Annotated in this window: 13 protein-coding genes; 7 read left to right on the top strand and 6 right to left on the bottom strand. The window is 33.9% G+C overall.

Features of this window, described 5'->3' with window-relative positions:
* Window positions 1-2: 2 nt before the first annotated feature.
* Window positions 3-494, top strand: a complete 492-nt coding sequence (locus ABID23_RS00705) for a hypothetical protein (RefSeq protein ID WP_354188320.1) — start codon at window positions 3-5, stop codon at window positions 492-494.
* Window positions 495-1,063: 569 nt separating this feature from the next.
* A complete protein-coding gene (locus ABID23_RS00700) occupies window positions 1,064-1,540 on the top strand; it encodes a hypothetical protein (protein ID WP_354188318.1) in 477 nt (158 codons plus the stop codon).
* Between the two features lie 24 nt (window positions 1,541-1,564).
* Here the strand turns inward: ABID23_RS00700 and ABID23_RS00695 are convergent, their stop codons facing one another.
* The 6 genes from ABID23_RS00695 to rho all read right to left on the bottom strand — a co-directional run bounded on the left by ABID23_RS00695 (window position 1,565) and on the right by rho (window position 8,549).
* Window positions 1,565-2,470 (bottom strand): ParB/RepB/Spo0J family partition protein, encoded by a 906-nt coding sequence (locus ABID23_RS00695; protein WP_354188316.1) that lies wholly within the window; start codon window positions 2,468-2,470, stop codon window positions 1,565-1,567.
* A 44-nt stretch (window positions 2,471-2,514) separates the two neighbouring features.
* On the bottom strand, window positions 2,515-3,312 hold the full coding sequence (locus ABID23_RS00690; RefSeq protein WP_354188314.1) for a ParA family protein: 798 nt from the start codon (window positions 3,310-3,312) through the stop codon (window positions 2,515-2,517).
* A gap of 6 nt (window positions 3,313-3,318) precedes the next feature.
* Complete coding sequence (rsmG, locus tag ABID23_RS00685) at window positions 3,319-3,966, bottom strand: 16S rRNA (guanine(527)-N(7))-methyltransferase RsmG (protein ID WP_354188312.1); 648 nt, start codon at window positions 3,964-3,966, stop codon at window positions 3,319-3,321.
* Window positions 3,966-5,834 (bottom strand): tRNA uridine-5-carboxymethylaminomethyl(34) synthesis enzyme MnmG, encoded by a 1,869-nt coding sequence (gene mnmG, locus ABID23_RS00680; RefSeq protein ID WP_354188310.1) that lies wholly within the window; start codon window positions 5,832-5,834, stop codon window positions 3,966-3,968. Before mnmG ends, rsmG begins: the two co-directional genes overlap by 1 nt.
* A 112-nt stretch (window positions 5,835-5,946) precedes the next feature.
* Window positions 5,947-7,254: a tRNA uridine-5-carboxymethylaminomethyl(34) synthesis GTPase MnmE gene (gene mnmE, locus ABID23_RS00675; RefSeq protein ID WP_354188308.1), complete on the bottom strand. Its 1,308-nt coding sequence runs from the start codon at window positions 7,252-7,254 to the stop codon at window positions 5,947-5,949.
* Between the two features lie 29 nt (window positions 7,255-7,283).
* Window positions 7,284-8,549 (bottom strand): transcription termination factor Rho, encoded by a 1,266-nt coding sequence (gene rho / locus ABID23_RS00670; protein WP_354188306.1) that lies wholly within the window; start codon window positions 8,547-8,549, stop codon window positions 7,284-7,286.
* 644 nt (window positions 8,550-9,193) lie between these two features.
* Here rho and ABID23_RS00665 point away from each other — a divergent pair.
* The 5 genes from ABID23_RS00665 to dnaQ are packed head-to-tail and all read left to right on the top strand — an operon-like array spanning window position 9,194 to window position 12,793.
* The gene (locus tag ABID23_RS00665; RefSeq protein ID WP_354188304.1) at window positions 9,194-10,018 is read left to right on the top strand and encodes a pyruvate, water dikinase regulatory protein; all 825 of its coding nucleotides are present in this window, start codon (window positions 9,194-9,196) and stop codon (window positions 10,016-10,018) included.
* An 8-nt stretch (window positions 10,019-10,026) separates the two neighbouring features.
* Window positions 10,027-10,623: a Maf family nucleotide pyrophosphatase gene (locus ABID23_RS00660; protein ID WP_354188687.1), complete on the top strand. Its 597-nt coding sequence runs from the start codon at window positions 10,027-10,029 to the stop codon at window positions 10,621-10,623.
* The gene (locus ABID23_RS00655) at window positions 10,616-11,497 is read left to right on the top strand and encodes a shikimate dehydrogenase (RefSeq protein WP_354188302.1); all 882 of its coding nucleotides are present in this window, start codon (window positions 10,616-10,618) and stop codon (window positions 11,495-11,497) included. Before ABID23_RS00660 ends, ABID23_RS00655 begins: the two co-directional genes overlap by 8 nt.
* A complete protein-coding gene (coaE, locus tag ABID23_RS00650) occupies window positions 11,494-12,093 on the top strand; it encodes a dephospho-CoA kinase (protein ID WP_354188300.1) in 600 nt (199 codons plus the stop codon). Before ABID23_RS00655 ends, coaE begins: the two co-directional genes overlap by 4 nt.
* Complete coding sequence (gene dnaQ, locus ABID23_RS00645) at window positions 12,086-12,793, top strand: DNA polymerase III subunit epsilon (RefSeq protein WP_354188298.1); 708 nt, start codon at window positions 12,086-12,088, stop codon at window positions 12,791-12,793. Before coaE ends, dnaQ begins: the two co-directional genes overlap by 8 nt.
* The last annotated feature ends 73 nt before the right edge of the window (window positions 12,794-12,866 follow it).

The raw sequence follows: 12,866 nt of genomic DNA, 5'->3' as shown, positions 1-12,866 counted from the left end.
TCATGTTTAAATTTGCATTGTGCTTTTTCTTCCTTTTCCCTTTTGTATCATACGCTCAAGAAAAAAAACAAGAAACCGATAATCATTCTCTTACATCATACATCACCAGCAATTATCCTTTAACAGAAGATTTTCTTTTAAAGTTAGAAAAAATTGAAAACGAATGTAAAAACTTACTTCCAAAAACAAAAAATGATCTTGTCACTTATGACTCTAGTGTTCATTCTAGTGTTGAAAACTACGCTGCTTATATTTCTAGTAACCCAAAACTCATGAAGATTTTAAAAGAAAATAATATTACACTAAAAGATTTTGCTGCTGGCACCTTAACACTTAGAGAAATATCAGCGTTTCTTGTATTTGTACCAGAAGAGGAATATTCTAATGAGAAAGATATTACTTTTCTAAACAATCTTGAATTTGTTAAAAAACATTTTTTCAAAATAACATCTCTTTCAGAAAACTGCGAAGAGCTCATAAGGAGTTCATTTTGAAAAAACAATCAATTATGAGATGTTGGGAACAATCATCCCATTGCTATAGCAAGTCAAAATATTAATTTATAATGCTAGTTTATTATTTTATATGTTGAAACAATAAAAAACGCCTGCTTACACATTACAAGCGGAGAGAGCCATGTGGAGTGTGAAACTTTACAATAAAAATACCTTTTATGAATCATCTTCAATACTAAGGACTTTATAACATATTGAGAGCTGGTAAAGTTTGTGGTTGTACGGCTTACTTCTTCATAAGCGTAAAAATAGAAGAGCTCTGTAATTTATATTGTTGAGCTTTATCGTTATACCACTTTATAGAACCGTCTAAAAATGAACTTAGGAGCGTTGAAATATATCTTTTAAAAGCAATTTCGTAAATTAGCAATTCAATGGCATTTTATTTTTTATTAAAAGCATGACTCTATCAAACAATCATCATATTTTCACCATTCCGAATAATTACCTTATATTCTGATTAATATTTAAAACTGATTTTGTTAAAAATAGAAAACAGCAGGGGAAAAAATATTTAATTTAAATCCGAAAAAGAAAGGATAATTTTTATGTTTAAACTTGCATTGTGCCTTTTCTACTTTTTCTCTTTTATATCATATGCTCAAGAAAAAAAACAAGAAACAGATAACTCTTATCTTATATCACCGCTCATTATAAATTATCCCTTAACAGAAGATCTTCTTTTAAAGCTGGAAAAAATCAACAACGAATGTAAAAATTCATCTCTAGACTTAGAAAAAACAAATACAAAAAGTGATTCCACCACTGATCATGACAGTAATGATACTATTGAGAACTACACTGCCGATATTTCTAAGAATCCAAAGCTTGTAAAAATTTTAAGAGAAAATAATCTCACACCAAAAGAATTTGTTATTGCTAATCTAGCACTTCAAACGACATTGATTGCGCTTACAAATAAAGAACATCCTATTTATGAAAAAAATGTTATCCCTTCAAGCAATATAGAATTTGCTAAAGAGCATATGTATAGAATAATCAAAATTTTAAAAAGCAGTTGTTAATAAAATTCTTTTTTGAAAAATTGATTAATTTTGTAAACGTCGGCAAATTTCATCCAATTGTTCTAATGAAGAATAATGTATTTTTAAATCGCCACCTTTTTTACCATGTCGAATAACAACTTTCATTCCTATTACATCTGCAAGCAATTTTTCTAACGATTTTGTTTCTGTATCTTTTTCTACAGTTGTTCTTTTTTTGACCTTAGGATTTGCCTGTTCATAGGCAAGTATTTCTGTTTGACGTACAGAAAGACCTTCACGAATAATTTTTTCTGCTAAATCCTGTGGATTATCAACAGTTATGAGACAACGTGCGTGACCAGCAGAAAGCTTTCCATCGGTTAAAAATTCTTGTACCTTTGGTGGTAATTTTAACAAACGAAGCGTATTTGCAACATGACTACGACTTTTTCCAATGACTTGTGCTAAATCTACTTGCGTATAACCGTATTCATTCAACAACATTTCATATCCCATTGCTTCTTCGATAGGATTAAGGTCAGCACGTTGAACATTTTCAATTATTGCTAATTCCAAAGCCGTTTTATCATCTACATCACGAACAATAACTGGCAACTGGCTCAAATTAGCGCGTTGTGCAGCACGCCAACGTCTTTCACCAGCAATCAATTCAAACCGATGAGGATGATGACGTGAAGGTCTTACAATAACAGGCTGAACAACACCATGCTGACGAATTGATTGCACTAAATTATCAAGTTCTGATTCAGTAAAATGGCGCCGTGGATTATGTGGGTTACAGGTAATAGATTCAATTGGAATAAATCTTTCAGAAAGATTAGACGTTCTATTAGGTTCTGCTAAATTTTCAATATCCGATGAACGTGTAAAATTATTACTTAAATTGATATCTCCAATCAATGCTGCTAACCCACGCCCCAGTCTTTTTTTTGATTGATCATCATTCATAATTTAGCTCTTTATAATTCACCTTACAAAAATTATTTTTTATTCTATGCAGCAGCTCGCGCTTGTTTTTCACGTTGGATCATCTCTGACGCTAAGCGCAAATAAGCCTGACTACCTGCACATTTAAGATCATACAGTAACACTGGTTTACCAAAAGAAGGGGCTTCTGATACCCTTACATTTCGTGGAATAACAGTACGATACACTTTATCGCCCATAAAAGAGCGTACATCTTCAACTACTTGATTTGAAAGATTATTACGTCCATCATACATGGTGAGAACAATACCTTGAATTTCAAGAGATGGATTCAATACAGATCGTACTTGTTTTACTGTTTCAAGCAATTGGCTTAAACCTTCAAGTGCTAAAAATTCGCATTGCATTGGTACCAAAACAGAATCCGCAGCTCCCATAGCATTCAGTGTTAAAAGATTCAATGAAGGAGGACAATCAATTAAAATATAACTGAATTTTTTTTCCATCTTTGGATCATCACAAAGAGCCTTACGTAACCGTTGAATACGATCTTTTGATGAAGATATTTCCATCTCTACACCTAAGAGATCAAGTGTAGAAGGGACAATATGGAGATTTGGCACTGCTGTCTTTAAAGCAGCTTTTGTAACTGAAATACCTGAAACTAATACATCGTAAGAGGATAAGGGACGGCTATTGCGATCAATTCCTAATCCTGTACTAGCATTACCTTGAGGATCCACATCCATAATAAGAACAACCTCTCCAATAGCTGCTAAAGCTGTTGCAAGATTAATAGCTGTGGTTGTTTTTCCTACTCCACCTTTTTGGTTTGCAATAGCGATAATCCGTGTTTCGCTCATTTTGCTCTACCCTCTATATGACCGAACGTGAGAAATTTCTAAAATAACAGAATTTTCATCAATTTTGCTTTTATGTTTTAACAGATCAAAATGCCAATTGGCAGAAGTATTTTTTATTTCTTTGACGTAATCCCGACCTTTTTGCAAAAGAGCTATTGTTTTTTCTTCCAATAGTGGGAAAATAAGCTGTAAGAGAGCATCAAGAGAGGCTAATCCGCGCGCGGTTATCACTTCTGGTTTTTCTATTTTTTGATAAACATCCTCAATTCTAGAATGATAAACTCTAGCTGGAAGGTTAAGTTGAGCAATAACCGTTCTTAAAAAAGCGACTTTTTTTCCATTACTTTCGATAAGATCAATATGCCCTGTTTTTTTTTCTTTTAAAAAAATGGCAATAACAATTGCGGGAAAACCTCCACCAGATCCAAGATCACACCAATGGAGAAGATTATTATGCAAGGGGTATATCTGTGCTGAATCTAAAATATGACGCTTCCATAAAATTGGTATTGTTGCGTCAGATATTAAATTAATATGCTTATTCCATTGTATTATTAAATTTTCAAACTGCAACAAATCATCCATCGTTTCACGTGAAACAGAAGGAACAATATTTAAAAGTTCTTTATATTTTTGTTCTGTAGAAATATCCATTAAGCTGTTTTAGCCTTTTCACGGCGTTGTCTTTGAATATACGTAATAATAAGTGATAATGCAGCGGGTGTCATACCATCAATTTTTTGAGCATCAGCAATTGAACGCGGAGATATTTTCTGAATTTTTGATTTTAATTCATTAGAAAGACCTGAAATTGATTGAATATCAAGAGAAGAGGGAATTTCTAAACGTTCATCTCTCTGAAGAGAGGCAATATCTTGAGCTTGTTTATCTAAATAAACTGCATATTGTGCTTCAATTTCTAATGATTCAACAGTTTTAGAATCAATTGATTGCAGTTGTGGCCAAATATGGGAAAGGCGTTCTAGTGTCATATGAGGATAAGCAAGAAAATCATAAGCCGAACGCCGAATTCCATCATAATTTACCTGTAATCCATGGGCAGAAGCTTCATTAGGCGTTAAAAAAAGTTTTTGACACATTAATCGCGCTTGATCAAGACGTTGTTCTTTTTGTTTATAACAATCCCAACGTGTTTTACTTACAATTCCCCATTCTTGCGCTAATGGTGTTAGACGTGCATCAGCATTATCAGATCGTAAAGACAAGCGAAATTCAGCCCTTGATGTAAACATCCGATAAGGTTCACAAACTCCACGTGAGACTAAATCATCAACCATAACACCAATATAAGCTATGGAACGACTGATTATAATTTCGTCTAATTTGCCAACTTTACGTGCGGCATTTAATCCAGCTAAAAGACCCTGTGCTGCTGCTTCCTCATATCCTGTTGTACCATTAATTTGTCCCGCTAAAAACAACCCTGGTAAAGAGCGTAATTCCAGAGTTTTAGTCAATTGTTGTGGATTAACAAAATCATATTCAATCGCATAACCAGGCTGTAATATTTCAACATCTTCTAAGCCTTCAATCGTTCTTAATAAAGAAATTTGAGCATCTTCAGGAAGAGAGGTAGAAAGACCATTTGGATAAATAGTATCATCATTTAATCCTTCTGGCTCCAGAAAAATTTGATGTCCATCACGTTCTCCAAATTTAACAATCTTATCTTCAATAGAAGGACAATAACGCGGACCTAATCCTTCAATATTACCAGAATATAAAGCAGATCTATGAATATTTTCATGAATAATTTGATGTGTTTTGGTATTTGTACGGGTTATAGCGCATTCAATTTGTGGCTGTTCAATTTTTTCCGTTAAAAGAGAAAAAGGAACAGGATCTTCATCAGCTTGTTGTTTTTGAAGAATATCCCAATGAATTGTTTTTTTACTAAGACGGGCAGGCGTTCCTGTCTTCAATCTCCCAAGATTAATATAATAACTTTTCAAACGTTCAGCAAGCCGTACACTTGACTGATCCCCCATACGCCCAGCAGACCAAATTTTACCACCAATATGAATAAAACCATTTAAAAATGTTCCTGTTGTTAAAACAACAGCATCAGAAAAAAGGGAGCCTTTATTTTTTAAAACAACCCCTGAAATGCAATGGTCTTTAATAATCAGATCAACAGCCTCATCTTCAATGAGAAAAAGATTTTCCTGTTCCTTCAAAAATTTTTGAATTGCTTCTTTATATAGTTGTCGATCAGCTTGTGTACGTGGTCCTCTTACAGCTGGTCCTTTACGTCTATTAAGAAGTCTAAATTGAATTCCAGCAGCATCTGCTGCTCGTCCCATGATACCATCTAATGCATCTATTTCACGAACAAGATGTCCTTTTCCAAGCCCACCAATAGCAGGATTACATGACATTGTTCCCAATGCTGATATTTTGTGTGTAACAAGCGCTGTCCGTGCTCCAACTCGTGCAGAAGCAGAAGCAGCTTCACAGCCAGCATGACCACCACCAACAACAACAACATCATATAATTGCATCAGGATTCATCCCATAGAAAATATATCGTAAAGTTTCACGTGAAACAGAATATATAAAATACATGATCTTTTGAATCTGTCTATAAAATATATCAATGTTTCACGTGAATCATTACTTACCAACACAAAATTCTGAAAAAATAATATCAAGTAAATCCTCAACATCTATATCTCCAGTAATTTTCCCGAGAAAATCACTAGCACGACGTAGATGTTCTGCACGTAAACTTAAATCAAGAGATTGATAATTAACTGAAGCCTCTATTTCTTCAACAGCCTCTTTTAATAATTGAAGTTGTCTTTTACGTGCTGGAACAAGATTTCCAATTTCAGTAGTACGACGTAAACAAAATGACTCAAGCTCTTTAATAAAATACTCAAAATTTAAGCCCGTTAATGCGGAAAACCTTATAAACCAATTGTCTTTATCCTCTTTATAAAGATCAAGTTTATTACCAACATGCCATATTTCAGCCGATGTTTCTGGTAAATAAACTTTCTTAGGATTTCCCATATCATAAACGAGAATAACAAGATCAGCTTCTCTAACGCGCTGTTTTGCAACTTCTATTCCAAACTTCTCTATTTTATCTTTTGTCTCTCTTAAACCAGCTGTATCTGTAAAAAATACAGGTAAACCACCAAGAGTAAGTCTTACTTCTAAAGCATCACGAGTTGTACCAGCCTCTTCTGTGACAATAGAAACAGCCTTACCAGCCAAACGATTCATAATACTTGATTTTCCAGAGTTTGGAGCACCTACAATAACAACTTTTAATCCATCATGTAAGATACTTGCACGCTCTCCTTCATCAATATGTTTTCGAATAGAAACACAAAGATCTTTTACATCTTTCCAAACTCTATCAGATATTGAATTTGGAATATCAGCCTCATCAGCAAAATCAAGTTCTGCTTCAATAAAAGCCCGTGCTTTCATAAGTTTATAACGCCAATCGCGATAAAGTGTTGTTAAATGCCCACTTGCCCCCATAACAGCTAAACGCCGCTGACTCTCGGTTTCGGCCGCTATTAAGTCAGCAAGCCCTTCTGCTTGTACAAGATCTAATTTTCCTTCTCTGAATGCACGACGAGAAAATTCTCCTGCCTCTGCAATACGACATCCAGAAAATGTGGATAATTCATCAAGAAAACGATTAACAACTGCTTTTCCACCATGTAAATGAAATTCTGCACAATCTTCTCCCGTAAAACTATGGGGAGCAGGAAAAAAAACAGTTAAAGCAGAATCTAAAAAACTCCCATCACGAGCAGTAAGGTTTCCATAATGCATAAACCGCGCTTTAGGTAAACAACCACAAAGCGTTTTAACAACATTTACAACATGAGGACCAGAAAGCCGAATAACTGCAACCCCTGAAGGCAACAACCCACTCGAAACAGCAAAGATTGTATCCACAGAATATCCTAACCAAAAAACGAATATTCTTATGTATTCATTGAATCAAAGAATTCACTATTATTTTTTGTTTGTTTTAATTTATCAATTAAAAATTCAATTGCATCTGTTACATTCATAGGCGCCAAAATACGACGAAGAACAAAAATTTTATGTAAATCCTGACGTGCAACTAGAAGTTCTTCCTTACGTGTTCCTGACTTCAAAATATCCATAGCTGGAAAAATACGCTTATCAGCAACTTTACGATCAAGAACAATTTCGGAATTACCCGTTCCTTTAAATTCTTCGAAGATAACCTCATCCATACGGCTACCAGTATCAATCAAAGCCGTTGCTATAATGGTTAAAGATCCGCCCTCTTCAATGTTACGTGCTGCACCAAAAAAACGTTTAGGACGCTGTAAGGCATTGGCATCTACACCACCCGTTAAAACCTTACCTGAAGAAGGTACAACCGTATTATACGCACGTCCAAGACGTGTAATAGAATCGAGAAGAATAACGACATCACGCCCATATTCAACAAGACGTTTCGCTTTTTCAATAACCATCTCAGCAACCTGTACATGGCGTATTGCCGGTTCATCAAAAGTAGAAGAAACAACCTCTCCTTTCACAGAACGCTGCATATCAGTAACCTCTTCTGGTCTTTCATCAATCAAAAGAACGATAAGGTAACATTCAGGATGATTTGTTGTAATAGAATGGGCAATATTTTGCAGTAAAACTGTTTTTCCGGTCCGAGGAGGCGCTACAATCAACCCTCTTTGCCCTTTTCCTAAAGGAGATATCAGATCAATCACCCGTGATGACATATCTTTCTCTGTAGGATCTTGTATCTCCATTTGAAAACGTTCATTTGAATAAAGAGGAGTAAGATTATCGAAGTGAATTTTATAGCGAATTTTTTCAGGATCTTCAAAATTTATAGTATTAATTTTAAGAAGAGCAAAATAGCGCTCTCCATCTTTTGGACTACGTATAGGACCTTCAACAGTATCACCTGTTTTTAGAGAAAAAGACTGGATTTGTGCAGGTGAAAGGTAAATATCATCTGGACCTGGAAGATAATTGGCATCAGCAGATCGCAAAAAACCAAAACCATCTTGTAAAACTTCAACGACTCCTTCTCCAATAATTTCAACATCTTGCAGAGCAAGCTTTTTTAAAATCGCAAACATTAACTCTTGTTTGCGCATCAAAGAAGCATTTTCAACTTCTAATGTTTCAGCAAAAGAAACGAGTTCAACTGGATTTTTACTTTTAAGTTCTTGTAGCTTCATTTTTCGCATAAAATACGCTCTTTAATAGATGGGAAATCGTCTTTGAACAGTTTATGAAAAAACTTAAAGGATAGAAAGCTCTTATAAGAAAAGCAGCATCATACACTTAATTTTAAGAATCTGCAAGCACCATTCATATGTATTACCTTCATATAGAATATCTAAAAATGATATAAAAAGATAAATATGTAAATCAAAAAATACTTAAAATTAAAAAAATAAGCTTATTTAAGTAAATTCCTTATAGAATATCGTCTTCTAATAAAAGATATAACCAATCATTATAAATCTAAAAACCATGATGTAAGCTTTATATCACTGATAAAAAATCATTATCCAAATTTTTATTTTTACAAGATTTTTACTATTAATAATTTTTTAAAGAAAAGAGATTATTCTTATTTAAGTATGTGTTTAGTGTGGATTATGAAAAACCTTTTAGTCATCCTCAGTTTTATCCACAAAAACAAGATAAAAAATAGCAAAGACAACATCATCTTAAGGACATTTTCCCCATCTTTTCTCATGAAAGAGATTCAATTATCACAACCATTCAATTTGTGCATAATAATAGAAGGTTTTTCCTAAATTTTATTTTTACAAAATTAGGTGATGATATATACACAACTGTTAACAAGGAGTTAATTTTTTTTGTGACAATAGAAAAAAAATCCTTTCATTTACATATGCTTTCTGATGCAACAGGAGAGACACTTATTTCCATGGGAAGGGCTGTCGCGTCACAATACACGACGTATCAGGCAACAGAGCACATCTATCCGATGATTCGTAATGAAACGCAGTTACAGAGAGCTCTTGATGAAATACAAAAAGAACCAGGTATTGTTCTTTACACAATGATTGATAAAAAAATTAAGCTCCTTCTTAATAAAAAATGTGAAAGAATAAAAGTCCCTTGTATTGACATATTACATCCTGTTTTAGACGCTTTTCAATCTTACCTTGGAATACCAACAAATTTACGAGTAAGTGCACAGCATGATCTTAATGCAGATTATTTTCGCCGTATTGAAGCATTAGATTTTACAATAGAACATGATGATGGACAGTCTCTTAGCGGTTTGTCAAATGCAGATGTAGTTCTTGTAGGAATTTCAAGAACATCTAAAACGCCTACGAGTATCTATTTAGCAAATCGTGGTATAAAAACCGCTAATGTACCTCTTATTCCAGGAATTGATTTACCAGAAGCTCTTTTAGAAGCAAAAAACTCTTTAATCGTTGGTTTAATTGCTTCAGCTGAAAGAATTTCACATATCCGTCAAAATCGTGATTTGGGGCATGATTTTGCTATTGAAAGCTATACCAATCGTATAAACATAGCTGAAGAATTGACTTATGCAAAACGTATTTGTGAACGTTTTGGTTGGCCCATTATTGATGTAACAAGACGCTCTATAGAAGAAACTGCTGCAGCTATATTTGAACTTTTATCACGATTTCGTGAGGGAAAATGAGAAAAAACATGGGAGAAGATAAATTAATATTAGCATCTCTTAGTCCTTATCGTGCACAATTATTGAAAAAAGCAGGTTTAAGTTTTTTCATTGAAGGGGCATCTTTTTATGAAAGAGAAGTAGAAAAAACAGGAAAAACAAAAAATCCTAAAGAACTTAGCTGTTTTCTTGCAAGTGCAAAAGCAAAAAATGTTTCTGATCGTTTTTCAAATTCTTTGGTTATAGGTTGTGATCAGGTATTTGAATTGGAGGGGAGAGTTCTCCATAAAGTTACAAGTAGCAAGGAAGCATATCAACGTTTACATGATTTATCAGGAAAAAAACATTCTCTCCATAGTGCAGTGGCTTTATTTCAAAATGGGCAAGAAGTTTGGACAGAAGCTTTTAGTGCACATATGTCAGTACGTCCTCTTTCATCAGAATTTATTGAACGTTATTTAGCACGTGTAGGAACAGATGTTCTTAACAGTGTAGGAGTATATCAAATTGAAGGTGAAGGGATCCACCTTTTCGAAAAAATTGACGGAGATTTTTTTACCATTATTGGTTTACCTTTATTACCTCTGCTCATAAAATTGCGTCATCTTGGGGTCGTTTATGGTTGATTTGTCATTTAAAAACAGAAAAATGGTGTTTCCACGTGCTTTTGTTATTGGCAATCCTATTCATCATTCAAGATCACCAAAAATTCATAATTTTTGGCTTAAACAATATAATTTACAAGGTGATTATTTCGCTCAAGAAGTAAGATCTGAAGAATTTAGAGGCTTTATCACATCTATAAAAGAAAGAGGTTTTTGTGGAGGTAATATTACTCTACCATATAAGCAAGAAGCCTTTCGTTTAGTAAAATATAAAGATGATATAGCAACAATGATTGGTGCGGTTAATACATTATGGTATGAAGGAAATAAGCTTTGTGCAACAAATACTGATGCCTATGGTTTTAGTGCTAATCTCGATGATTTTGCATCTGATTGGGGAGGAAAAATAGCGGTTGTATTTGGTGCGGGGGGGGCTGCATGTGCCATTTTATACGCATTAAAAGAACGTGGTTTTGAACGTATTTATTTACTCAATCGTACAAAACAACGCGCAGATATTTTAGCTGAGCATTTCGGAAAATCTGTTGTGGTTCAAGATTGGCATAATATAAATGAAACACTTTATCAGGCTGACTTAATCGTTAATACAACCTCTGTCGGTATGGTCAATTCAAATGAGAAAAAAAACGCTTCTTTCTTTTATGATTTTCGTAAAGTAAAGACAACAGCACTGGTAACAGATATTGTTTATACACCATTAATAACCCCTTTTTTACAACAAGCAAAAGCACATGGTCTAAGAACGGTTGATGGTCTTGGTATGCTTTTACATCAGGCTGTTCTTGGTTTTGAAAGATGGTTTGGAATAAGACCAGAAGTGACGGAAGAATTAAGGACAGCAATTTTAGAGGATATGGGTGAAAAGAGAGGATGAAAATCATAGGGTTAACCGGATCAATTGCTATGGGAAAAACAACAGTTGCTGGTTTTTTTAGACAAGCGGGGGTTTCTGTTTTTAGCGCTGATGAAATGGTCCATAAACTTTATGATAGCGAGAAAACATGCTCACTCATAAAACATATTTTTCCTGACGTTATTGAAAATGGAAAAATTAATCGTGTAAAACTTTCTGAAATTTTGATCAATGATGATAAAAAATTACAAAAATTAGAAAAAATAATTCATCCTTTGGTTAGAACAAAAGAAGAAGAATTTGTTGAGACAGCGCGCCAGCAGGGAGAAAAATTAGTTGTTCTTGATATTCCACTTCTTTTTGAAACAAAAAGTGAAAAACGTGTAGACTTTGTGGTTGTTGTTTCCGCTCCACTGACAATGCAAAAAGAACGCGCAATGATTCGTCCAAATATGAGTGAGGAAAAATTTGCTTTTATCTCTTCTAAACAAATGTCTGATGAAAAAAAACGAGAACGTGCTGATTTTGTTATAGATACAGGGAAAGATTTAGAAAACACACGTCAACAAGTTTTTTGTTTAATAAAAAAATTACTAAAGAATGAAGATAATGCGTGAGATTATTTTTGATACAGAGACAACAGGTTTAGATAAAGATAAAGACCGTATCATTGAAATTGGTTGTGTGGAAATGGTTGATCGTTATCTTACAGGCCGCCAATTCCATGTTTATTTAAACCCAAAAGGTGTTATTATTCCCGATGAAGTTGTAGCAATTCATGGTTTAACCAATGAACGTTTAAAAAATGAAAAAAGCTTTAGCGATATTGCCGATGAATTTTTGGAGTTTATCAATGGTGCAATGATGATTGCACATAATGCGAGTTTTGATATTGGTTTTATTAATGCGGAATTAGGAAGAGCGAATAAACCACAGATCAGTGTTGATAATATTCTTGATACATTGGCTATGGCACGGCGTAAATTTCCTATGGGTCCTAATTCTCTTGACGTTTTGTGTAAGCGTTTTGGAATTGATAATAGTCATCGTACTTTACATGGTGCTTTGCTTGATGCAGAGATTCTCGCGGATGTTTATATTGAACTTATTGGTGGAAAACAGGGTGTACTAGGGTTTGACAAAAAAGAAAGTGCTAACGAAAATACCAAAAATGACAAAGATGTTCCCTATGCAGTTAAATCACGCCCACAACCCTTACCTTCAAGATTAAATGCACAAGAAAGAATGATGCATGCTGATTTTATCAAAAAAATGGGTGAAAAAGCTTTATGGAATGAGTTTAAGTTTCTTCAATAGTTCCTTATTTTTTTCTCTGAAAAAATTAGAAAATTCGGAAGTAATAATATTTCTAAAAAACACCCTAAAAAAA

Origin of the sequence: Bartonella silvatica (genome assembly GCF_040545155.1) — a bacterium.
GTDB classification, from domain to species: domain Bacteria; phylum Pseudomonadota; class Alphaproteobacteria; order Rhizobiales; family Rhizobiaceae; genus Bartonella; species Bartonella silvatica.
Note: the sequence above shows the minus strand (reverse complement) of the source record. Positions and strands in the feature narration are given on the sequence as shown.

Coding starts and splice junctions, on each gene's coding strand:
- ABID23_RS00695 (WP_354188316.1), bottom strand. CDS start 2,470: ATGAATGATGATCAATCAAAAAAAAGACTGGGGCGTGGGTTAGCAGCA.
- coaE (WP_354188300.1), top strand. CDS start 11,494: ATGAAAATCATAGGGTTAACCGGATCAATTGCTATGGGAAAAACAACA.
- ABID23_RS00705 (WP_354188320.1), top strand. CDS start 3: ATGTTTAAATTTGCATTGTGCTTTTTCTTCCTTTTCCCTTTTGTATCA.
- dnaQ (WP_354188298.1), top strand. CDS start 12,086: ATGCGTGAGATTATTTTTGATACAGAGACAACAGGTTTAGATAAAGAT.
- rho (WP_354188306.1), bottom strand. CDS start 8,549: ATGCGAAAAATGAAGCTACAAGAACTTAAAAGTAAAAATCCAGTTGAA.
- mnmG (WP_354188310.1), bottom strand. CDS start 5,834: ATGCAATTATATGATGTTGTTGTTGTTGGTGGTGGTCATGCTGGCTGT.
- ABID23_RS00690 (WP_354188314.1), bottom strand. CDS start 3,312: ATGAGCGAAACACGGATTATCGCTATTGCAAACCAAAAAGGTGGAGTA.
- rsmG (WP_354188312.1), bottom strand. CDS start 3,966: ATGGATATTTCTACAGAACAAAAATATAAAGAACTTTTAAATATTGTT.
- ABID23_RS00700 (WP_354188318.1), top strand. CDS start 1,064: ATGTTTAAACTTGCATTGTGCCTTTTCTACTTTTTCTCTTTTATATCA.
- ABID23_RS00660 (WP_354188687.1), top strand. CDS start 10,027: ATGGGAGAAGATAAATTAATATTAGCATCTCTTAGTCCTTATCGTGCA.
- ABID23_RS00655 (WP_354188302.1), top strand. CDS start 10,616: ATGGTTGATTTGTCATTTAAAAACAGAAAAATGGTGTTTCCACGTGCT.